General features: G+C 66.6%; 10 protein-coding genes. 3 read left to right on the top strand and 7 right to left on the bottom strand.

Annotation, left to right across the window (positions count from 1 at the left end; translation table 11 throughout):
- Positions 1-7: 7 nt before the first annotated feature.
- The 7 genes from K419_RS22040 to K419_RS0112810 all read right to left on the bottom strand — a co-directional run bounded on the left by K419_RS22040 (position 8) and on the right by K419_RS0112810 (position 10,433).
- Positions 8-2,590 carry a sigma 54-interacting transcriptional regulator gene (locus tag K419_RS22040; protein ID WP_035497220.1) on the bottom strand — a complete coding sequence of 861 codons (2,583 nt, stop codon included), beginning with the start codon at positions 2,588-2,590 and terminating at the stop codon, positions 8-10.
- 170 nt (positions 2,591-2,760) lie between these two features.
- On the bottom strand, positions 2,761-4,002 hold the full coding sequence (locus K419_RS0112835) for a hypothetical protein (RefSeq protein WP_026841950.1): 1,242 nt from the start codon (positions 4,000-4,002) through the stop codon (positions 2,761-2,763).
- Complete coding sequence (locus K419_RS0112830) at positions 3,999-4,805, bottom strand: outer membrane lipoprotein-sorting protein (RefSeq protein WP_026841949.1); 807 nt, start codon at positions 4,803-4,805, stop codon at positions 3,999-4,001. The genes K419_RS0112835 and K419_RS0112830 overlap by 4 nt, the downstream gene beginning before the upstream one ends.
- Before the next feature lie 171 nt (positions 4,806-4,976).
- Positions 4,977-7,526, bottom strand: coding sequence for an ABC transporter permease (locus tag K419_RS0112825; protein ID WP_026841948.1), 2,550 nt, complete (start codon positions 7,524-7,526; stop codon positions 4,977-4,979).
- Positions 7,523-8,212: an ABC transporter ATP-binding protein gene (locus K419_RS0112820; RefSeq protein WP_026841947.1), complete on the bottom strand. Its 690-nt coding sequence runs from the start codon at positions 8,210-8,212 to the stop codon at positions 7,523-7,525. Before K419_RS0112820 ends, K419_RS0112825 begins: the two co-directional genes overlap by 4 nt.
- Positions 8,213-8,320: 108 nt before the next feature.
- Positions 8,321-9,826: an ABC1 kinase family protein gene (locus tag K419_RS22035; protein WP_051293021.1), complete on the bottom strand. Its 1,506-nt coding sequence runs from the start codon at positions 9,824-9,826 to the stop codon at positions 8,321-8,323.
- Entirely contained in the window at positions 9,816-10,433 is a 618-nt protein-coding gene (locus K419_RS0112810; RefSeq protein WP_026841946.1) for a TetR/AcrR family transcriptional regulator, read from the bottom strand. Before K419_RS0112810 ends, K419_RS22035 begins: the two co-directional genes overlap by 11 nt.
- A 589-nt stretch (positions 10,434-11,022) precedes the next feature.
- Between K419_RS0112810 and K419_RS0112800 the strand changes: the two genes are divergently transcribed.
- The 3 genes from K419_RS0112800 to K419_RS0112790 all read left to right on the top strand — a co-directional run bounded on the left by K419_RS0112800 (position 11,023) and on the right by K419_RS0112790 (position 23,550).
- The gene (locus K419_RS0112800; protein ID WP_026841945.1) at positions 11,023-14,619 is read left to right on the top strand and encodes a hypothetical protein; all 3,597 of its coding nucleotides are present in this window, start codon (positions 11,023-11,025) and stop codon (positions 14,617-14,619) included.
- Positions 14,620-14,755: 136 nt separating this feature from the next.
- Positions 14,756-15,328 (top strand): DUF1318 domain-containing protein, encoded by a 573-nt coding sequence (locus tag K419_RS0112795; protein ID WP_226377697.1) that lies wholly within the window; start codon positions 14,756-14,758, stop codon positions 15,326-15,328.
- Positions 15,325-23,550, top strand: coding sequence for a CHAT domain-containing protein (locus K419_RS0112790; RefSeq protein WP_026841943.1), 8,226 nt, complete (start codon positions 15,325-15,327; stop codon positions 23,548-23,550). The genes K419_RS0112795 and K419_RS0112790 overlap by 4 nt, the downstream gene beginning before the upstream one ends.
- Positions 23,551-23,618: the final 68 nt, after the last annotated feature.

Here is a 23,618-nt window from a genome sequence, read left to right as displayed (position 1 = left end):
ATGTCAACTAAAGGATTTTTATCAAAAGCGCCGTGGCGCCGAGGATGAGCAGCCGGTGCCGGAGCAGCGCCTGTGCCGGGAGCCCGTCCTGGCGTTGCAGCTTTGCTACCACCACCCAGGAAAAGAGCGCCGCCAAAAGGATAATCGGGTAGATGAGCAGGCGCAGCGTCCCAAGTTCCGGGGTGAGCGCCGTGGCATCGAGGAAATTTTCCGCCCCCAGGGCCGAAACGGCGAGCGGGACCAGTCTGGCGCCCCCCTCCGCCAGCGGACGGAAGAAGATCATGAAGAGACCCGCCGCGGCAAGCGGAAGGTAGGCGAGCCCGCTGCTGGTGAAGACGGAGCGCCAGCGGGCGCCGCGCACAGCCACCGAGGCGATGAGGGCAAGGAAGGTGAATCCGGCGACGAGGCAAAGCGCCAGCAGGTAGTCGTCCAGGGTCCAGAGGGTGCGGGGGAAGAGTTCCGGTTGCCGCCCGGCCAAAAGCGGGGTCCCCTTGGCGGCGATCACCGCGCCCAGTAAGGTGACGCTGAAGAACGCCTCCCTGAAGCCGCGCCGGGCCTTGTTGGACACGCCGCAGGTCGGGTTCCTCAGGTCAAGCTGCATCGAGTGGTGCGGACAGTTGCGGACGCAGTTGAGGCAGAGGACGCAGTGGTCGGAGCTGTCGACGCCTGAGGGGTGCAGCCCCATGGGGCAGGCCTTTTCCTTGATGCAGTCGTCCACCCGGCACCTGCTCAGGCAGACGTTGTGGTTACTGTGCATCTCCAGCGGCGAGATGCGCGAGACGAGGCTCACGATGCGCCCCAGCGGACAGAGGAACTTGCACCAGCCGCGACGGCCGATCGCCAGGTCGGCGCTCACCGTAGCCGTCAGCATGCCGCTCAGCAACAGCCCCGTGGCCGCCGCGTGGGAGAACATCCCGGTCGCCTGCTCCATCAGGAGGATCAGCACCAGGAGGGCGAAACTGAGCGACGGCCCGAAACTGCGCAGCCACGGTGCCGGGTCGCGCACCACGCGGCTGGTGACCCCAAGCCGTTCGCCGATCGCTTCCATGGGACAGAAGCTGCACCAGCCGCGGGCGAAGAGGAAAGCGGTGAGGATCAGCGCGGGCCATCCCAGGGTCCAGGCCGCAAGGTTCGCCGCGTTGTCCGAAGCGGGGCCGAGCAGGGTGTACAGGGTGACCAGCAGGAAGGCCGGTACGGTCAGCCAGCGCAGCACCTTCGGAAAGCGCGGGTTCCAGGCGAGCCGCTCCAGGGAGGGAAGCGTCAAGAGGTTGAAGCGCCCGTCCTCGAAGGGGTGCCCCTGGAGGGAGATGTGCTCGGGCTGGATTTCCGTGTCGCTGCAGACCACCACGGCGCGGCTTACGACCTGGTACAGCTCGGTGGCGTTCAGGGGCCAGTCGTGGTCGACCAGGCGGTTCAGGGCGTCCTGGGAGAGCCGGCGCACGTTGCGGTTGTGCTTGGCGTTGAGCGAGGCGAGCAGGCTCTTCGCGATGACGGGAATGTCCTTTTTGCGCTCGCGCAGCGGGGCTAACTCGACCGTCTCGCCGCAGAGCTTTCGGTACAGCTCTCCGTTGAACTTGCCGCTGTCGACTAAAGGCTCCAGGGCCTTGCCGCTGGTCGCTATGATCCTCACCCGGGCGCTGCGCAGCTTGGTCTCGCCCCTCCTGGTGAAGTGCCCGGTGTCGAGGAAATCGACCAGCTCCTCCTGCACCGCAAGGGCCAGGCAGTCGACGTTACGCAGGATCATGTCGCCCCCTGCGGCCAACTCGATCATCCCCCTTCTCACCCGCCGCGCGTAGACCGCCCCCTGGGAGGCATGGCCGAAAAGCGCCGCCTCCTGGGCGAGACCTAGCAGCACACCCCTTTGTGAGGCGCCCTCGGCGGGTTCGTTTTCCTCTTCCAGGACCGGCGGGGGTGAGGCGCAGTCCAGGAAAAGGACGGGGCGGTCGGCTTCGCTGTGGAAGTGGATCAGCCGGGCGGCCAGATCCTTCCAGGTGCCGGGCTCGCCCAGGATGAGGACGTGGCTGCGGGTGCCGCCCAGCTGCTGCAGGCGTTGGTTTAAAAGGCGCACCCAGTGGGAGGCGCCGGGGAACTGGCCGAACTCGGGAAGCAACTGCCAGCCGATGATGTTGGTGATCACCTCGCGGTGTTCGCTTTCCTCGCGCTGGTGGCGGTGCGCCCAGCTACCCAGCTGCGCCGCGAAGATCCGGCTCAGGTTGGCGTAAAGCGCGGGGATTCGGTCCAGGAGTTCTTCGAAATCTTCCCGGGAGAGCCGTGCCGCCTGGACCTCGGTGATCGCCCTCACGTCCGCGGAGCGCTTCTCGTCGGTCAGGATGGCGCGCTCCCCGATGACGTTGCCGATGCCGAGTTCGGTGAGGGTCAGCGCCTGCCCCCCTTCGTCCAGGAGTTCCACCCTGATCCTTCCGGCGAGGATGACGTAGAGTTCCAGCGCCGGCTCGTTCCTGGAGAGGATGATCTGACCCGGCGCGAACTCGCGCAGCTGCAGGTGTTGGGCGATGCTGTCCAACTGCTCCCGCGTCAAGGCGCTGAAAAGGCGGATGCCGGAAATGGTTTCAGAGCTTATTGCCGCCACGTGTTCTCCTAAGGTTGAAAGGGAAGCAGATGGTAGCGCAAAAGCCGCTGCAGCTTCAAATATGTATACCGGGTGTATACCGTGCGGGGGGGGGAGGGGGGCAGAGAAGGGGGGACGGATAGTGCTGCTGCAGATAGTGCGAACACCTAACCGGACGACGCTGGGGCAGGTTACCAGCTGCGGCGCAGCGCCAGGTAGAGGCGCCGCGCTTTCTTGAGCGCGCCGAGCGCGCCGTTCTCCGAGCCGTAGGGGAGGTCTCCCCCGGTCGTGATCTTCCAGGTGTCGGTCATGTTGTAGCCGACCTCGCCTTTTGCCACACCGTCCATGTGCTCCAGACCGACTGTCCAGACGAGCTTCCAGTCGCCCCACGGCTCAGTCTGGTTCCAGGCGGCGATGAGGGCGGGGAGGAGCGCCCGGTCGAAGAGGAGCGTCTGGTTCACCGGGGGATCGATGGCGTTCGCGGCGAGCGTCACCAGGAGTTTGCCGTCGCCGAATCCCCTCTCGACGCTTGCCGTTCCGATGACGGCGTCGCCAAGCTCGGCGTCTTTCGAAAGAAGCCCGGCGAGTTCGGCCCTCAGCACGTAGGTGCCGGCCACGCGGGAGAGCTCTACCCCCACCGCCTTCTCGCGGGCATAGCGGCGTCCGACGGAGACCACCGGGGCGGCGCCGGTCTGCAGCGCCGGGTCGAGGGAGAACTGAAGGAGCGGCGCAGGGCGCACCCCCGTCCTTATCCAGAGTCCCAGGTCCCAGTCCCCCCTCGTGGCCAATAGGCGCAGCGCGACGAAACCCGGAACCGGCGGGTCGTCTTCCCGCTCGCGCAGCACCGTTTGCTGAGGCAAGGCGCCGGCGGCGATGGGGGCGTAGCGGCTCCCCAGCGGCGGGAGGCGCCAAGGGGTGGTGACCGGCACCAGCACAGCCTGATAGCGGAAGGACTCCTCTTGACCGCTCATCCTGAGCGCCCAAAGCGGCAGCTTCTCGTCGGTGAAGGGGTCGGTCAGGTCGCGTGGAAGGAAAGCGTCGGCGGGGGAGTAGCCGTCTGTCTGCCCCCACCCCAGCTGAAAGCGGCCGAATTCGACGTCGTGCGAGGGGGCGAGGGGGAGGCGCACCCAGAGATCGCGCAAGGAGAGCGGCGAGCGCCTGAGCCTGCGGTCCGCCGGATCGAAGGAGAGTTCGTCCTGCGGCGAGGTGAGCCATTCGGCCCTAAGCGATGCGGTCAACTGCGCCTCGCCCGGCCGGTGCTCCCACTTGGAGAAGAGGGTCCCGGAGCCCGCTCCATACGGTTCCCCGTCGTAGCACTCGCTGTAGGCAAACCCCTTCAGTTCGGCATAGCCGGAGAAGTCATTTGCCTCCGCCGTGAAGGGGGTGAAGGGGAAGAGCAGCAGGGATATGAGTAAAAGGAGCGGCAGGATCAATCGCCCCCCTCGCGGGTCAGGTTCTGCAGCGTGAAGCGGCTGGCCGGGTGCGGGCGGTTGAAGGTGATCTGCTTCAGGTTGACGGTGGTTTTGCTTCCTTTTTTCAGGTCGGTCATCTCCATCCGCCCCGCCACCCAGTGCCCCTCCACGTTCTTCAAGTCGGAGAGAATCATCCGTTTCGCCGGCTCCTTTTCGCCCTTTCGGATCAGGTCCTCGCGGACCAGGTAGAGGATGTCCTTTCTGAGGTAGAGGATGATCTTCTGGTACACCGACTTGGTCCCCTTGTCGTTGGGGATGGCGGCGATGACGTAGCAGGGGACCCCTTCGGCCGTTTCCTCGCCGATGAGCGAAACCTTGTACTTTTCGTGGTCGAACTCCTCCATGTCCTCGTAGTTGAAGTCGGTCCCGACGAAGGAGGCGTAGCGGTCCTGCGGGGCGATGCGGCGCTCGCGCTTCATGGAGGGGAGGTAGAGCCACTGATCCGGGTTGTCGGAGCCGGGGCGGGAAAGGGAGAGGAAGCCGACCCCCTTCACCTCGGGCGGGTCGGTGAAGCGGATCAGGTTCTTGGCGTCGCCTGCGTACCCTTCCCGGTAGCTGCGCCACCCCTTCTTGCGGACCTTCCCATCCTTGTTCACCACGGTGAGGTCGCCTGCGTACTGCTGGGTCTTGGTGCGGTGCCGATTTTCGGAATCCTTGAGGAGGGTACGGGCGTCGGGTGCGGCGAGCGCCGTCCCGGCGCAGAGCGAGGCAAGGAAAAGGGCGGCGGCCGCGGCCGCTAGTGGTCTGGCGAATCGTGCAATCATCTGCTGCTCCTCCGTGTGGAATGGTTAGTGGAGAAAAATGCGAAGAGGCATCGCACGCGGATGACGCGGATTAAAAACGATTACCGCGGATCAGACAAAAAACTCTGTTCTTTAAGATCGATCCGATTTTATCCGCGTTATCCGTTAAATCCGTGTGCTATGCCCGTTGGTCTATTCATACTCTATCGCCTCGGTCACCTTGACCTTCGCTGCCTGCCGGGCCGGGACCCAGGCTGCGAGCGCCGACACCAGCGGCAGGGCGATGAGAAGCTGCACCAGGACGTCCCACGGGTAGTTGTGAGGCATGCTCCAGCCGGTGAAGGCAACGGCTACCGGCCCCTCCATGAAGGAGGCGAACAGATTGCCGGCGGGAAGAGCCAGGAGGAGCCCCGCCAGGGCCAGCACCAGCGCCTCGATGACGATGCTCTTGGCGATCTGGGACGGGACGGCGCCCAGGGCCTTCAGTATCCCGATGTCGCGGGTCCTTTCCGCGACCGAGATGAGGAGCGAGGTCACGATCCCCAGAAACGCGACGCCGAGGGCGAGGAAGACGGTGATGCGCATGACGGCGTAGAAGGCGTCGATGGCCTTGCCGATCTCGGCCTTGAACTCGGCGCGGGTCGACACGAGCGCGGGGTACCTCCCAGCGAGCTTGGCCCGGATCTCCTCCCGGACCGCCTTGGGATCCACCCCGGGATGCACCGAGACGTCGTAGATGTCGACGCGGTCGTCGTTCCAGTGCTTGAGGAACACGGGGCGGTCGAGCAATATCGATCCCTGGTCGCAACTGTAGTCGCGCAGCACGGCGGAGATGGGAAACTTCACCAATCCACCCGGCGTCATCAGCTCTACCTGGTCCCCCACGCCGAGATGGAAGTTCCGGTAGAAGTTTTCGGATACGGCGCACATCCCTTTCGGGGCACCCTCGCGCATGGCGCGCGCGTCCCCCTGCGCGAACTCGTACTTGGTACGGTCCAGGAGCTGACCTATCTCCACCGAGTTGATCAGGATCCGCTTCCCGGAAAACTGCGGCCGGATGGCGCGTATGCTCTCGACGGCGCGCACGCCGGGGAGTTGCACCAGCTCCTCCCGCAGCGCGCCGGGATAGAGGTAATCGCCGCGGGTGAAGTTGGCGGAGGCCCTGACGAAGAGGTCGCAGGTGAGGACGTCGTCCATCCAGCGCACGATGGTCCCCTTGGTCGATCCCAGGTACCCCCCCAGCCCCAGGACGAAGGTGAGCGAGAGCGTCATGGCCATGATGGTGCCGGCGCTCCTGCGCGGGTTCGCCATGAGTGCGTCCGAGGAGAGCGGGCCGGCGGAGGGGAAGAACCGCGAGAGTAGCGGCGCCGCCGCGACCAAGAGGGCCCGGGAGAGGGGGCCGAGGAGCAGTATCAGCCCGGTACCACCCAGGAGGAGCACTGCGAGCAGCATCTGGTTCCCCGAAAGCCCGGAGAAAAGGGCGAAGTAGACAGCTGCAGCGAGAAGCGCCGCCGCGCCAGCCAAGCGCGGCGCCACCCGGCGCTGCACGCGTGCCTGGAAGGCGCCCTTGGCGAAGGCCTCCGTCGGGGGGATGCGCGAGGCGGCCAGGGCCGGCCCCCATGCCCCGGCGAGCGAAGCGCCGACCCCGAGCAGGATCGACTGCAGCGCGATTGCCGGGGTGAGATGGACGATGCCGGAGCCGCTGATGCCGTAAACCGCCTCGGTGCTCTGGCCCATGCTCACCAGGAGCCCCTGCGAGAAGGCGGTGCCGGCTAAGCAGCCGAGCACCCCGCCCATGATGCCGAGGATGAGCGCCTCGGCGAGAAAGAGGACCTGGACCTGGCGTGGCGTCGCCCCGAGCGCCCTCAGCGTCCCGATGTCCCTGCGGCGGCGGTTCACCGCCACGTTGAAGGCGTTGAAGATGAGGAAGATGCCGATGGCGAGGGCGAAGGCGCTGGAGACGTTGAAGCCGGCGGTGAAGTTCGCCACCAGGCGCTCCATCTGCTCGCCGCGGCGCGCCGGGGTCTCCACCTGGTAGGCGGGGCCGAGCGCCTTTTGCAGTGTCGCGGTCCCCTGCGCCACGGTCACCCCGTCCTGGAGCCGCACGTCGATCCGGTCAAAGCGTCTCCCCCTTCCGAAGAGGTCCTGCGCGGCATAGACGTCGACTACCATCAGGTTGCCGCCGAAGGCCTCGGCGAACCCCTTGGGGCTCATCACCCCCCGCGCCGTGACCTGCTTGTACCCGGTCGGGAGCTTCAGCGAGAGCGCCTTCCCCGTGGAAAGCACCGCCCTCCGGGCGAAGTCGCGGCTGAAGATGGCTGAGTCGGGCTGGGCCAGGAAGAGGAGGGGGTCATCGAGGTCGGCGTCGTCCCCCTCGAAGCCGTAGTCGCGCATCTCGCGGTCGCCCAGAAGGTCGATGCCGACCACCATCAGGCTTCCCAGCCCGGCCTTTTCCGGGACTACGATTTGTTCGATGACAGGCGAGGTGGCCCTGATGCCGGGCAGTGATCTCAGTTTTTCCTGGATCTCCTCGGGGACCCCTCCCTCCATGGTCACCTGCAGGTGCGCCTTCCCGGCGACGCGGTCCACGGTGGAGCCGATCCCTTTTACCAGGGCGTCCTGCGCGGTCTTGATGGAGCTGAAGGTGGTGACGCCGACAACGACACCCAGGAGGGTCAGGATGGTCTTCCCCATGTGCCGGCGGGCGTAGGAGAGGGAGAGGGTGCGGAGCAGGAACCTCATCTCCCACCTCCGATGACGACACCGTCGTCCTCCACCCTCCCGTCGCGCAGCCTGATCAACCGGTCGCAGGCGGAGGCGGCGTCGTGGTCATGGGTGACCATGACGATGGTGGTGTTCCTCTTTTCGTGGATGGAGCGGAGCAAAGCGAGGATCTCCCTGCCGCGCGCGCTGTCGAGGTTCCCGGTGGGCTCGTCCGCGAGGAGCAGGGGGGCGTCGGTCGCCAGGGCGCGCGCGATGGCGACGCGCTGCCTCTCGCCGCCGGAGAGTTCGTCCGGGAGATGGTCTCCGCGTGATTCCAGCCCCACCTCCGCGAGGACCCGCTCCACCTGCAGGGCCGCTTTCTTAGCCGATACGCCTGCCAACTGCAGCGGGAGCGCCACGTTCTGCCGCACCTTAAGCGTCGGCATCAGGTGGTAGGCCTGGAAGATATAGGAGACGCTGTTGCGGCGAAAGAGCGAGCGGGCTTTCTCGCTTTCCCGCGCCAGGTCCTTCCCGGCGACCAGGAGCTGCCCGGAGGTCGGGACGTCGAGCCCTCCCATCAGGTTCAAGAGGGTGGATTTCCCCGAGCCGGAGGGGCCCATGATGGCCACCATCTCGCCGGGGGCGATGGAAAGGGTGATACCGGCAAGTGCGGTCACCGTGGATTTCCCGTCGTACGATTTGACCACATCACGAAGCTGCAGCATGTGCTACCTCCTGTGTAAAGAAATAGTTCCCCCTCCCCTTGTGGGAGGGGGTTAGGGGGTGGGGGGAGGTGCCATCATTCGCGACGCTGCCGGCTTCACCCACATCCCTCACCCCTGCCCCTCTCCCAGAGGGCGAGGGGATGGACTTCCGCTTCCCCCCGTGTTCGCGGACAGGGAGGGGGAGCGCACCTCCGGTGCCGACTCCTGCCGGTAGATCTCCTTGAAATGGCAGCGCCCCTTGAGGCGGTAGACAACGGCACGGGCGCCCAGCACGAAACGCGTGGTCCAGATGTGCAATGGCATGCCGCGCAGGTACCCCTTCTTGGTGGCTTGCCGCATGGCCTCCATCCCCCGAAGGAAGAAGTCCCTGTCGCCGAAGTCGAAGAGCCCCTCGGAAAGCCAGGGCTCCAACTGCCAACTTATCACCCGCCCCACCAGTTCCACCCGCTCCGCCCCCATCTCCTGCGCCGACTCGTAGAGCGACGCTTCCACGATGATGCGTTCCATCTCCTTCTCGTCCTGCCGGAACGCTGCCGCTTCGGCCTCGCACTGCATCCGCCATTCTTCGTCGGTGTACATGCGGGCGCAGCCGAAGTCGATCACCCCCAGCCTGCCGTCCGGCATGAAAATGTAGTTGCCCGGATTGGGATCGGCCATGATGCAGTGTGTCCGGTACAAAAGACGGATGGTGGCCATGGTCATCAGGTGGGTGAAGCGATCTCGCAGTTCCTGCGACGGGTCGGAAGCGAGAAATTCGTCTATGTGTACCCCTTGCAGATATTCGGTGGTCAAGACCCGGAGGCTGGAGCACTCGGTATATACCCTCGGAACCACGATCCCGTCCCCCGGCTCAAAATGGCTGCGCACCGCCTGGGCCAACTCGGCCTCCTTCAGGTAGTCGGTTTCTGCCAGAAGCACGCTCTCGACCTCGGCCAGCTTGTCGAGGAGGTTCGGCCAATCGTCCCCCATGCGCATCGGCTGCAGCAGCAGGCGGAGGTTCTTGAGATCTGCCTGGATGGTACGGGCGATCCCGGGATACTGGATCTTCACCGCCACCTGCTCTCCCGTATGGAGCCGGGCGCGGTGCACCTGCCCCAGGGATGCGGCGGCGAAGGCCTTCTTCTCGAAGCTGGCGAACATCTCTTCGGGTTCCCGGCCGAATTCGTCGAAAAAGACCTCGCGCACCATGGCGTAGTGCATCGGCGGGGCCTCGAAGCTGAGCGAGGAGAGCAGGCGGACATACTGCTCGGGAACCATCTCGGGGAGCGTCAGCATCTGCCCCACCTTCATGACGGCGCCGCGCAGGTACCCCATGGTGCCGAGCAACTCCAGCGCCGCCTTGAGGTGGGTCTCGTTCTTGGTCCGCTCCTTCTCGTCCTCGTCGGCCCAGCGGCTCTTCAGCCACCAGGCCAGATAGGCGCATGCGACCTTCGCCTGCAGGCTTCCCAGGATCCAAAGCCGGGAAAGAGAACTAGTCGGGGGCCTGTTGCTGCAGGCCGTTTCGACCAGTTCGGCAAGCCTCTCGCGAGCGGCGGCGTCTTCGTCTCTCGGCAGGAGCTGCAGCAGGCGCTCCCGGCTTTCGGGGTACGACGTTAGTGCGGCGTTACAGGACATGCTCACCTCCATCTGCCCCGGCGCTGCCGGAGATAATGTGCACAAAGGTACGGACCGAGTAGTCCACCAGCGCCTGGCTGGCTTCCTGGTTCGGCGAGAGGTCGCTGGTCCAGAAGGCGAGCACTCCCAGGTAGAGCGACCAGTAAATGGTCGTGGCGACGTAATCGGGTGCGGAGCTGAACCCGTGCCTGGCAAGGATCTGCTGCATGAAGCCGAGGTGCCGCTGGCGCGCCGCCTCTCCCACGGGGCAAACGTTCTTGCGCGGGAACGGGCTTAACGAGCGCTCCAGCACGGGACCGAGGAAGGGGCGCAGGGGGCGCAGCCTGCGAAGCCCCGAGGCTATGAAGCCGAAGAGATCCTCGGCGAGCTCGCCGCCGGTGCGGCCCTGGAATTCCTCCTCGCCTTCGGCGAGCGCGTCGGAGACCATGGTCATCGCCATCGTCTCCTTGCTGGGGAAATAGTTGAACATGGTTCCTGCGGCGACCCCTGCCGCGAGCGCGATGTCGCGGGTGGTGGTCTGGTCGAAGCCGCGGGCGCAAAAGAGTTCGGATGCCTTCTCCAGGATCCGTGCCCGGCACTGCTGTTTTGCCTGCTCGGTGATACGCATTGAAGCTCCATCCGTAAAATGTGAACGCGCTCACTATAGCAGAGGCTAATTTTTCGTCAACGATAAAATGAGCATGATCATAAAAATGTCGGGGCGGTGCCGAAAACAGGTTCTGCCAAACCCCGCGCCTCAAAAAGGAGCAGGGGCGCATTCTCCTTTACAACTTCACTTCAGTCTCACAACTAACGGAATGAACGGGTACTGAATGAATCGAATATAATGGCTCAGGCGTTGCCTGCCCTTGCCCCCATGCTATTCTTTCAAAGGCTAGTTTTGACAGACGACGAATAAGTCTATGACAGTGAAGATGGGAAAGAACTCAATACGCGACGGTGGCCGAGATCAAACAGGCGGGGTGCGCGCTGCAAGACGACAAAATCGCCTGCCTTTCCTGTCATAACCTGACCCGGCCCATTCCGCGCCTGATAAGGAACGGCGACCAGTTGTGCTACATCCGCCATAAGCACCTGAGGCCGGGGGTGTGACGAAGCGAACCGTTTGACTTTAAATTTCGGAGGTGATAAGAAAATCACCTTGCTCCTGCCGTCCCTTTCCCCTTAGACCAGCGCTGCCTCCGGGATACCGACTGATGCTCAGTAGCCTGCTTGCTTACATGCGTGCCCTCCGGTTTAAAAAGATCATGTTCGTGGGCGCCCTGACCGCTTTGACGGGGGTGATCGCCCTCGTTCTTCTGGTGGTCTTTCTGCCGACCCTCCTTTCCACCTCGCAGGCCCAGTCCCTGCTGAGGCTGCAGCTTTCCAAGTCCCTGAAAAAACCTGTCTCCTGGTCCAACCTCACCCTTTCGTGGTCGCAAGGCCTTGCCCTTTCCGGGCTGACTGTCGGCGACGGCCCTCCGCCTCTTCTGAACGCGAACCTGGCGGAGCTGCGCGTAAAGCCGGGGCTGGAGTGGGATGACTCCGGGCGCTATACGGTCTCCCTCGACGTGAAGCTGAGGAAGCTGGAAGCGAGCCTTGCTCCGGGGCCGAAGCAACCTCCCCCCGAGAAGCCGGCCAAGGACCCCCTGACGCAGGTGGCCGAGGCGGTGCAGAAGTTCCAGGGGATGGAGTGGCCCCTTCCGGTGGATGTCCGCCTTGCCGTCGACGCCGCTCCCATGACCGTCAGCTACCTCGATCCGGCGTCGGGGCGGCAGACGGTGCTGCGCGAGGTCTCCTTCGCCCTTGCCGCACCTTCTTTGGCGCGGCTCCCCATCGACACCTCGCTTGAGGGGAGCGTCGCGCTGCCTGACGCGAAACCCCAGCGGGTGCATTTCAAGGCACGGCTTTCGGACCTGGTGACGGCCAAGGACAAGATCAAGCCGGCTGCGGCGCTCCTGTCGGCGCAGGCGGGTTTCCCGGGGGTGACGCTCGATGCCGGCGGCGGGGTGAACCGCCCGGGAGGCCTCAAAGCGAAGCTGCGGGTGAATCTGCCGGAGCTGGCGCCGCTGGCGACGGCCATGGCGCACCGGGAACTGCCCACGCTGGACGGCAAGCTGGCGCTCGACTTGGGCGCGGAGTTGGATCGAAACGCCGACCTCATGGTCCTCCTGGACTTGGCCTGCGACCGGCTCTCGGTCGGCAAAATACCCGGGAAGAAGGGGACGGCGGGGCCGCTCGATCTCAAGCTGCACCAAAAGCTCGTGAGCGACCACAAGCGGCAGCGGGTCACCTTCAGCGACGGCGCCCTGGAAAGCCCCGGGCTTTTGTCCGCGGTCTGGAGCGCCGTGGTGGACCGCCCAACGGAGCGCTCCCGCTCGGTGGCGGCAGATCTGGGGCCGCTCAGGCTGGACCTGACTGCGGCAAGGCGTCTGGCCGCGCCTTTTCTGCCGGCGAACCTTCCGGTGCAGGCGCTGACCGGGACGGCTTCGGTGGCGAAACTCACTGCGCGGCTCAAGGGACCCAACAATGACGGCGAATTGACTCTGGAAAAGGCGGTGGTCGATCTGCCGCAACTTGGCTTGCGCCTGGCGAATGGGTCGCTGCAGGGGGAGGGGCTTTCGCTCGTCCTGGAACGGGCGGCGGTTCCGCTGAAGAAGCTCGCCCCGCTCTCCTTAGCCGCGGATCTCCGCTTGGGCGCGAAGAGGGTCGAGCTGTCCGGGAAGAAGAAGGTATTGCTCCTGGGGGGGAAAGGCGCGCTGGCACTGGCGCTCACCGAGCTGGACCTGAAGCATAAGCGTGCGAGGGCCTTGATCGGGCAGTCGCTGGAGTTCGCGCTGATGCAGGTCGGCCCCGAGCTTGCCGTGGAAGGGGTGCGCGAGGAGCTGCAGCTGGAGGGCCGGGCGCTCGCGGGGGGGGAGCTGGAAGCCACGCTCCCGGGGCTCAAACTTTCCGCGGCCAAGCTCTCCGCGAATCAGGGTGGGAAGCAGGTGGTCCTGACCCCATTGGCAGCGACTCTCGTTGCGGAAGGGGTGCACCTGCCGAAGAAAGGGGATGGGAGCGCCACGGTGAAGCGGGCGCACCTCACCGCAACCGCGGCCGATGCGTTTGCCATCGAGGCGCAGGCGGGGCTCTCGGGCCTGATCAAGCAGGTGGCGGCGACCACGGGAAAGGCGCGCTTCGACCTGAATAAGCTCATGCCGGTAGCGGCTCCTTTTGTTCCGGCGGGGCTCGATGCCAAAGGTTTGGCCGCGGCGACCTGGGACCTGGAGGCGCCTCTGCCGGTAGCCCAGCTAGCCAAGGAGAAGAACCCGCTCCGGGCGGCGCGCGGCGCCTGCGCCCTCTTGAACCGCGGCACCCTCGCACTGCAACTGGACGGCCTGGACCTCCGTATCCCCGCAGCGAAAACGACCTACAAGGTACAAAACCTGAGCACCACGAAGCCTCTCTCCTTCTCGCTTCCCGCAGCCGGTAAGCCGCTCGCCATCGACGGCGCCTTCAGCTTTGCCGGCATCACTGGGCTTGCCGGCGCGGCCGAGCAGCTCCCGCTGCAGTCGGGCGCGCTCACCCTTGCGGGGGAGCTTTCGCAGTGGAAGGATCTCCGCCTGACCGAGGAGCTGCAGGTCCGCTCGCTGGGGCTGTCGCAGGTTGCGGAGCTGACGGTGGGGGGGATCGACCGGCTCTTGGACGACTCGGCGAAGCTCGATACCCCGACCCTTTTGAAGCGCCTGGACGCCACCATGTTCGCCCATTTGGAAGGGAACTTCCCGCGCGAGGCGAAGCAGGCTCTCGCCGGGCTTAAGCTCTCCGGCAACGTCGCCGCCGGCGCGCGCCTCGACCTCACCGCCGCCCGGGAGCTGAGGATGCGCGGCTACACCAAGTGTCGCGACTTCGGCGTCGCCGACGGCAAAGGGATGTCGGCGCAGGGGATCCGGGCCGACCTGGTCTTCGACCGCAGCTATGCCCTGGCCCAGGGGAAAGGGGGTGAGTGGATCCCGCTCTCGGCGCTCCTGGTGCGTCCCGCCCCGGTGGCGCCCCCCCTCGCCGCGAACTCCGACCTGGCCGCGAGGATCTATCAGGACCTGCGCGGCGAAGCGAGCGGTCCCCGCAAGATCGGCATCAAGAGCGCCTCCTTCAACTCCGGCGCGGTCCCCTTGAGCGCCACCGCCCTGGAGGCGGACCTGCTGCTGGAACCGGATACGCTGGGGCTGTCCTTCTTCCAGGCCGAGGTGGGAGGGGGGACCGTGCGGGCGCGCGGGGTGATCGACCTCTCCCGCGAGGTTCCGGTTCTTTCCACCTACTGCTATTTTTCGCGGCTCGATCCGTCACTTTTATTCCCCGCTTCGGGGGGCGCGCGTCCCGGCGAGGAGCTGACCGGGGAGCTTTCCCTCTCAGCGCCGCTTGCCGCAGAACAGCGGGCGCTCCTGGAGGGGCTGAAGATGAACCTGAACCTGCGGCGCTTCAGCTCGCGGATACTGGACCGGGCGCTTTTCGCCATCGACCCGTACCAGCGCAACGAAAAGGTGGTGGCGCAGAGGAAATCGCTGCAGCTGGCCGACCTGAAGGGGCTCCGTGTCTCCGCCGTGGACGGCGCGCTCGATTGTGAGGGGGAACTGCTGGTCAAGGGGGTGGGGGTGGATATCCCCAAGCTGGAGCGGCTGCGCCTCTCCGAGCTCCCCATCCGCAAGGAGCTGGAGCGCCTCATCGCAGGCATCGCGTCTTCCAAGGCGCTTTTGGAGCTGGCCCGGGCCGACACGCTGGTGGTTGGGGCGGACGGCGCGCTGTCGCTGAAAAGGAGGAGCAATGAAAGATAAAACCCGTTCAACGTTCAACGTTCAACGTTCGGAAACCAAAACCGCTTCTACGAAAACCGGTTCAGCGTTCAACGCTAAAAACGGTTCAACGTTCAACGTTCAACGTTCCGGCGTCCGGGTCGGAAGTGGGGCAAGCTTGCTGTTGCTGGCGTCGCTCCTTTTCGCGGGGTGCACGCTGGCGAAGGTGGATGTGAACGTGGTGAGCGAGAGGACCTCGCTGGAAAACCAGGTGCTCGGAACATATAACGCGCTCTCGGAGGACGTGCTCCTTGTCGCCTCGGTGCGCGGCGTGTCCCCCACCGGCAAGGTGGATGCCCCGCAGAAACACTCGCCGGAACACCAGGAGGCGGCACAGGCGCTGGAGGCGATAGCTTTCCATGCCGACGACGTGGATACCTTCAAGCGGCTGGGGTGGGTCGGGGAGAGTCTGGAGGGGACCCTCGCCCCATTTGAACGCGCGCTCCCGGAAAAGGCGCCGGCGGACCTCAAGGCCTTCGCCGCCCGATTCACGGAGGGTGAATTCAAACAGGTGGTCGACGAGGTGAACCGGTCGCGCGAGATCCTGATGCTCAGGGTGGTGCGGACCAACGAGAACTTCACCGCGAAGGACCTCCCCGCGATCAGGAAGGTTTTCGCCCGCATCAACCGTCAAAACAGCGCCCCCGGCACCAGGGTCCAGGGTGACGACGGCAAATGGGTGAACCAATGAGAGGCGCGCCGGCTCGCATCGCGCTCCTTCTGGCACTGGCTTCCTCCCTTGCCGGGGTCGGCGCCGGCGCGGCGCCTTTGGGAGAGGAGCTCCTGGCACCGGCGGCTCCCCGCCCCGCCCCCAGGTCGCGGCCGGAGTCGGCGCCTGCCCCCGCCGTCTACACCCCCCGCTCGGTGCTCTACGCGGCAAGATCCCGGGACGGTAAGCTCGTGGCCACGGTGGAGAAGGGGGACGCGGGTTACGAGCTCTGGCTGCATGCGCCGGGAAACGCCGAAGCGCTCCCGCGCCTTCTGCGCCAAAGCCCGATGCGGATCTCCGCGCCTGCCTTCAACGCCGCCGCGACGCTTTTGGCCTATGCCGATGAGCGGGACGACCTGAAGGGGGATGTCTGGCTCATCGATCTTGCCCGCCCCGACGCCGAACCGCGCCGCGTGACCGGCAACGACGCCGGCGAGGACGCCCCCGCTTTCTCCCCCGACGGGTCGGCGCTTTTGTACCAGCGCCAGCTCCCGGGCAGCGAGCGGCGCGAGATCATCCGCCTGGAGCTTGCCGCGGGTGGCGCCAAGGCGCTTCCCATCGGCATAGACGCGGCGTTCGCTGCCCCCTCCCCGGACGGGGAGAAGCTCGCCTTCGTCTCGCGCGAGAAGGACGCCGGCGGGGACCTCTGGCTCTACGACCGCGGCTCGCTCACCCAGCTCACCTCCGGGCCCGAGCGCGACCTCTACCCCACCTGGCAGGACTCCGACACCATCCTCTTCACCCGTTTCGCCCCACCCTCCGTGGATTCGGCCACCGGACCGGAAGGTGGCGCCATCTTCCGGCTGAAGCTCTCCCGCAAGGGGAGCGACGGGCTTCCCGCCGCCTTCCCGCTCACCTCGGGCCTTCTCTCCACCGCCGCCCCCTTGGCCGTGCCGGACCGGGTGCTCTTCATCGCCGGGGAGACGGGGGGCGGACAGGTGCTGTCGCTTCCGCTTTCCGGCGAGCTTCCCGACCGGCCGGATCTGGCCGGGCAGTGGCAATTGGCGCGCCTCATCCTGGAGCGGCAGCCGGCCGACCCCGCCATGGCGCGCCTTGCCTGCCTGCGCGTGCTGGCCCGCGAGAAGGAGCCGAGCCGAGAGGGGGCGCTTGCCTCTCTCGCCCTTGCCGGGGTCCTGGAAGAAGGTGGGGACCTTTCCGGCGCCGAGGCCCGTTACGCCGAGGCCGCCAGCCGCTACGCCTCTTTCCCGGCGGAGTCGGCCCTGGCCCAAATCGCCCGCATCAGGCTGGAAGCGGCGCGTCGCTGCGGTGAGGTGGTGGTATCCGGCCGCCGCAAGGAGGTGATCGCCGAGGCGCGGAAGGATATGGTGCAGGCGGGCGAGGGGAAGGGACCTGACGCCGCCGCGCGCGCCTTGGTGGACGGGGCGCGCCTTCTGGCCGAATTCGGCTCGGGGGCCGAGGATCAGCTCGCCGCCATAGCACTTTTGGAAAAGGCGGGGAACGGGGCAGGGGCCGACGAGGCGATACGCGCCGAGGCGGCCTATCGTAGGGCAGCGCTTCTCTCCCGCATCGAGGGGGGGGAGGGGGCCGTGGCGGCGCTCACCGAAGTGGCGCGCCGCTACGACGGGCAGGAGCGCTGGGCCGAGGCGGCGATCGCGGAGATCCTGCGGCAGCTGACGGCGCAGGCGGGGAACCCGCGCGAGCGCCTGGCAGCCCTTGCCGAAAAGTTCCGCACCACGCTGCCGCGTCTCTCCATGGGGGCCTGGAACCGGATCGGCGACCTCGCCTACCGCGGCGACGACTGGGTCAGGGCCAAGGACGCCTACCGGACCGTGCTTGAGAAGTACCCCCCCGTGGCGACCCCGACGGCGGCGGCACGCTTCGCGCTCGCCGAGATCCTCTACCGGGAGGAGCGTTTCGGGGAGGCTACGGCGCTCTACGAAAAGGAGATGGCCCAGCATCCCGAGGACGCCCCCCTCTACCAGCTGGCTCGCGCCGCCTTCATCAGGAAGAGCTTCGCCGCCGGCGAGAGCCTGTACCGGCAGGGAGAGGTCTCCGCCGCGAGGGCGGCGTTCCTGGATCTGATCCGTTACGAGGGGCGTAGCTTGGAGGCGCACCGCGGCTACATCAAGTCGGTGGCGGCGCAGAACCAGGCCCCCGAGCTCCTCGCCCTCTACCAGCGCATGCTGACCAGCTACCCCGACGACCCGGTTCTCCTTTACGCGGCGGGGCTCTGTCAGACCTACCTCCCGGGGAAGGAGCGCCTGCTCGAAGGGGACCGGCTCATCGCACGGGCCGCCGAGAGGCTTCCGGGTTCGGAGTATCCGCCGCAAACCCGCGGCTACATCGCCGAGGTGCTGGAGACGGTGCACGGCGAGCGGGGCGGGCTGGAGCGGGCGCTCAACTTCTACCGGCGCGCGAAGCTTTTGAACCGCCCCCAGGAGAACCCGGACAACGCGGCCAACCTGGACCTGAACATCGGCAACATCGCCTACCTCCTCGGGCGCAACTCCATGGCCTGGAACCACTACACGGCACGCCTTGCCTCCGCGGTCCCCTTCGACAACCCGGACACGGAGCTTTTGTTCCAGCAGCGCTATGCCGCGGTCGCCTTCCAGGTGCACGAGAAGGAAGGGGCTCTCAATGGGTACCAGAGGGCGCTCAAGCTGAACGAGTCGCGCCTGGACACGGCCCGCCCCCTGGAGCAGTTCGGACGGCTCACCCGCCGCGCCGTCGAGCGCTTCTTCTCGGGCGCCAAGCTCTCCGCGGCCCAGGAAGAGGGGTTGCGCGAGCAGCAGGGAATCAACGCCGAGCTGGAACTATTGGGCGCGGACCGGGTGGAGCCTCCTCCCTCCGTCGCCTGGCAGCGCTTCGACGCGGCGCTTAGGCGCCTGATCTCGCGGGAGCGAAAGCTGGTCTCCGCCTCCGGCCGGGAAGCCGCCCAGGCGAAGCATGTGCAGGAGCTGCAGGGGATGCTGGCCGGGGTCGAGCGCGACCTGGACGCGGTGCCGCGGCTCGTGGAGACGGGCGCAGAGCTGCACGACCGGCTGGGGCTCGCCGCCCTCGACGCGGACCGCTTCGCCCTGGCGCGGGAGCATTTCGACCGCGCCTTCAAGCTGAACCGAGACCTTGGCCGCACCGAAAACCTGGTGGCGAACCGCCGCTCAGCGAGCATCGCGGCCTACCGCGAGGCGGTCGAAGCCTCCGGCGCCGACCGGCACAGGTTACTCACCGCGGCTCGGGACGGCTTCCGCGAGGTGCTGACGCTGATCGACCAGTATCCGCCGCGGCAAAAGACCTCCGCCGGCAGGGGAGGGGGGCTTTTCAAGGTTCAGGCCAACGTCGCCCTGGACAAGGGGGGAGCCACCGAGGCCGCCTTCGGCTTCAGCGCGGAGCAGGAGAGGCGCCTGGCCGAGAGCTACCTGGCCCGCATCTACGGGGACCTGGGGGACAACGCCTCCTCCGCGCAGCTCTTTGCGAAGCTTCTGGAGCGCTACCCGAAAAAGGTGGAGGAGCTAGCCGAGGGTGACCTCTTCGGCGTCGGGCTCCTCACCCACCGAAGCGCCCAGCTGGCCTTCGCCCGCGGGGAGCGGGACGCCGCTGCCGCTCAGTTCAGGGATGCCACCGCCATCGCGGTCAGGAGCGGCAACGCAGTCGGCGCCATGCTGAACCTGGTGAACTACGGGATGCTGATGTCCGAAAAGGACGCAGGCGTGGAGGCCGGGCGCTTCCTGGAGCTGGAGGCGCGGACTTCGGCCCTTATCAGCTCCTACCGGCAGGCGCTTCCTCCCGACGCGCTTGCCCGCTACGGCAACGACGTCGGCGCCATCCTCTCCAGGCTTGCCGCCGGGCTTCCCGCGGACGGAAGTCGCGAGGCGCTTTTATACAGGGCTGTCGCCGGGTGGGACCGGGTACTCGCACTCCAAGCATCAGCCGGGAAAGAGGACGCTGCCGACCTGCTCCGCTCGAAGCTGGCGGCAAGGCTCAACCGCGCCGAGACGCTGGCGGCGCTGGGGCTTCCCGACGCGGCCCAGGCCGGCTTCGCCGCGACGCTTGCCGAGGCGCAGAAAAGCGGAAGCGACTCCTTCGCCTGGCGTTCCATGGCGGCGCTCTCGCGCTACGACGAGGCGCTGGCGCTTTTGGAGCGGATCTCCCCGGCCGCCTACGACCTTGTGCGCGGCGAGTTGACTGCGCGTTTCGCCCCCCGTCTGGAGGCCCTGGCCGCAAAGGACCCGGAGCAGGCCTTCGCCCTTTTGGAGCGCCTGGGCGAAGTGGAGCGGGTGCAGATATTGGGGCGGACCCTTCTGGGGCTTTCCGACCCGGTGACGGCGCAGGCATTAAAAAGCGCGGCGCCGCACCTGGCCGAACTGGACCGGGTGAACGCCGAGCTGGCCAAGCCTCCTGCGCAGGGGGAGCTTTCCTACCTGCAACTGCGCCGTCAGCAGGAGCAGATGGTAATCGACTCGCTGCTGGGCAAAGACCTGGAACAGCTTCCCTCTTTCTACCGGCTCGCCGGCCCGGGGACTTTGCGGCTCGCGGCTTTCGCGCTGGCGCTTCCCGGCGGCGGTGAGAAGGAGCGGGAGCGTTTCGACTCCCTCTTCTCCGGCTTCAGGAAGGTCTGTGCGCCAGGGAAAGGGGAGCCCTTCTGCGCTCTTCTGACCCCGCAGCCGGTGGAGGCGATAGACGTATTGGAGCGTTTTCCGGGAAAAACCGTGTTGCGTCTGGCGCGCCTCTCGGGTGACCGCTTCCTCCTCTTCACCCTGGGGGGCAAAGCGGGCGTCGCCGCGGAGACGCTTGATAGAACCGCGCTCCTGGCCCGGTTGCAGGACCCGGCGGCGGTGGCGGTCTACGAGGAGCCGGCAAGTTTCGCCTCCGCCCTGGTCCTCACCTGGGGGGTGACGGCGACGCAACTGCTCCGGTCGATCGACGCGCGCCGGCCGCTGCGCTCACGCGTGCTGGACGAGGCCGCATGGTGGCCCTCCCAGGAGCCGTTCGTGAAGCTCCCCCCGCACTCCTTGCCCGCCGCCCATACGCTGGCGCTTGCCGGCGGCGCGGGGCTTCTTGCAGCAGTGCCCAACCGTCCGGGAGAAGGGGGTAGGGCGACTGCCGCCTATGAGGACCCGGCCGGCGCGCGGCATGACCTGCTGGAACTGGCGCAGGGAGAGTCGGTGTCGCTCGTGGTGGCGCCGAAGGATGGGCTGGACCGGGCCTGGGAGCTGGGGCAGCTCGCCTCGTTGGTGGGGGTGCCAAGCCTCCTCGTCTCCGACAAGAGGGCGGGGGACGCGCAACCCTTCGCCCGCGCCTATGCCACCGAGTCGCTCGCCTCGGCCAGGCGCAAGCTTCCCGCCGGATGGCTTCTGGTTGGGGATTTCGGGGGGGACGCCGCCGAGAGCGCGAAGCTCGCCAAAAAGCAGTTTGCAGAGATGGTGAAAAAAGGGGTCAAGGCGCATAACGACGGGCGCTACCCGCAGGCGCTGGCCCTTTTCGACAACGCGCTCGTCATCGCGGCATCGACTCCGGAGCTTTCCAAGAACACGGCCCCGCTGCACCGGCATGCCCGGGAGAGCGCCTTCGGCGCGGGATTGACCGAACGCGCCGTGGAGCACGCGAACCTCCTGGTCCAGCGGCTTGCCAAGGAGAAGCCTTATTCCGCCGAGCATGCGGACGCACTCCTGCGGCTCGGTCTCCTGCAGGGAAGGCTGGAGCGCTTCGGCGAGGCGGCTTCGGCGCTCAAGGAGGGGGTGGGGATACTGGCGGATTTGGGTCTCACCAAGGACCAGGCCGCAGCCCTTTCCGACTTCGGCGCTGTGATGGAAAATGCGGTCGACTACCCCGCGGCGCGCTCCCTCTTCGAGGAGGCGGCCGGGCTGCGCCTGCAGTTGAAGGACGAACTGTCGCTGGCCGACCAGTACCGGAACCTGGGAAGGATCTACGATCTGCGCCTGAACCAGTTCGCCTTAGCCGAGAGCTATTACAAAAAGGCCCAGGAGCTCTACGCGAAGAACGGCAGCGGCGCCCTGGAGGCAGAGGCGATCCTCGACCGCGGGCGCTGCCAGAGGCTCTTGGGGAATTTCCCGGCCGCCGATCTCCTCTACCGCGAGGCGCTCGGCAAGGTTGGGAACGCGGAGCTGAAGACCCGGATGCGGATCGTCCTGGAGCAGGGGAACAACGCCTGGTTCCAGGGGCGCTACCAGGAGGCGTTCGATCTGCGCGAGCAGGTGGAAAAGGCGGCGCTGAAAGAGAATTGGCCCCTGGAACAGGTGATGGCGAAGAACACCGGCGGCCTGATCTGGTGGACCCTGGGGGACAACAAACGGGCGCTCCTGGAGTTGAGGGAGGCGCTGGCTAAGGCCGGGAAACTGGAGGTGCGGCGGGACGAGAGCGCCACCACGCTGAACAACATCGGCCTCGTGCAGCGCGAGTCGGGCGACTACCAGGAAGCCCTGGAGACGCTGGGCAAAGCGCTGGAGATCGACCGCTCCCTGGGGTCGCGCTGGGCCATCGCCTACGATCTGAGAAACCTCGGACAGACCAGGCTTAAGATGGGGGACCCGGCAGGCGCCTTGAAGCTCCTGACTGAATCGGCGCAGTTGGCCGATGCCATCGGCGACAAGGTGAACCAGGCGAAGATCCACCTGGCCTTGGGGGACGCCCGGGCCAAGAGCCTTCTCAACGCGCAGGCCGAGGCGAGCTACCGCAAGGCCTTGGAGCTTTCCGACGCCATGCTAGTCCGGGAGGTGCGCTGGCGCGCCCTCTTAGGCCTTGCCCGGTTGCAGCAGCAGGGAGGGGACAGCAAAGCGGCGATCGAGTCCTACCGGCAGGCGCTCGACACGGTTGAGGGGCTGCGCGCCGAGATCCGGCTGGATCAGCTCAAAGACGGCTTCCTGGCCGACAAGATGGACGTCTACACCGGCCTCGTCGGGCTTCTGGTGGACCTTGGGCGCGCCGACGAGGCCTTCGCGGTGGCGGAGCGCTCCCGCGCCAGGAATCTGATCGACATCCTGGGAAGGCAGCGGCTTTCCCTATCGGGTGCCGGCGACCAGGAGCTCTACGACCGGCAGAACCGGCTCAAGGAGCAGATCCTGGAACAGGAGCAGCTCTCGGTGCAGGCGGTAAAGCAGGCCGAGCGCGCCATGTACGCAGAGGCGCTGGAACGGCTCAAGGCCGACTACCAGGACCTCTTGCTCGACATCGAGCGGCGGCGGCCGGAGCTCCTTTCGTTGGTGAAGGTGGCGCCGGTGGGGGTGGACGAGGTGCGCTCCCTGCTGGAGCCGGGCGTTACGCTCCTTTCCTATTACCAGCTGCCGGACCGGCTCCTTTGCTGGCGCCTCTCCAAGGAGGGGTCGAAGCTCTTCGTGCTCCCGGTGGCGGCAAAGGATCTGGCGGAGAAGATCTCCACCTGCCGGCGCATGCTGCAGAACCTGGAGCCCCTGGAGAAGAGCTCGCGCGAGCTGTACCAGCTGCTTCTGGCGGAGCCTCTGGCCGGGGTGAAGGAGCTGCAGCCTGTGGGGATCGTGCCGCACGGAAGCCTCCACTACCTCTCCTTCGCGACGCTCTACGACGGCAGGAACTACCTGATCGACCGGCAGACCCTGTTCCATCTCCCCGCGGCGTCGGTGCTGCGCCACACCCTGTCGCGCCGCCAGGCCCAGAAGAACCTCCGTATCCTGGCGGTGGGGAACCCGGACCTCGGGAGTTCCGCGCTCGATCTCCCCTTCGCCGAGAAGGAGGCGGGGACGCTGCGCTGGAACTACAGCGACGTCACCACGCTTACCCGCGAGCGGGCCACGGAGAGCTGGGTGAGGGAGAACATCTCCCGCTTCGGGATCATCCATCTCGCCTCTCACGGGGAGTTCGACACGGTGAACCCGCTCTTCTCCTCGATCCGGCTCGCCAAGGACGCGAAGGCGGACGGAAGGCTCCAGGCGGAGGAGGTGTTCGGGCTGGACGTGAAGGCGGACCTCGTAGTGCTCTCCGCCTGCCAGACCGGGCTCGGCGACGTGAGAAGCGGCGACGACGTGATCGGGATGAACCGCGCCTTCCTCTTCGCGGGGACCCACGCGCTCATGTCGAGCCTGTGGCGGGTGAGCGACGTCTCCAGCGCTGTGCTGATGAAGCAGTTCTACCGCGATTACAGCCGCAGCTCGAAGGCCGAGGCCCTGCGCCTGGCCATGCTGCACGTAAGGAACCGTTATCCGCATCCGGGGTACTGGGGGGCGTTTGTGCTCACCGGGGATTATCAGTAGAATCCCGCAGCTAATCTAAGTCCCCTCCCCCTCATACCCTCACCCCAATCCTCTCCCAGAGGGAGAGG

It is taken from the genome of Citrifermentans bremense R1 (genome assembly GCF_000426865.1).
Taxonomy (GTDB): Bacteria; Desulfobacterota; Desulfuromonadia; order Geobacterales; family Geobacteraceae; genus Geomonas; species Geomonas bremensis.
This window is presented reverse-complemented; position numbering and strand designations above follow the sequence as displayed.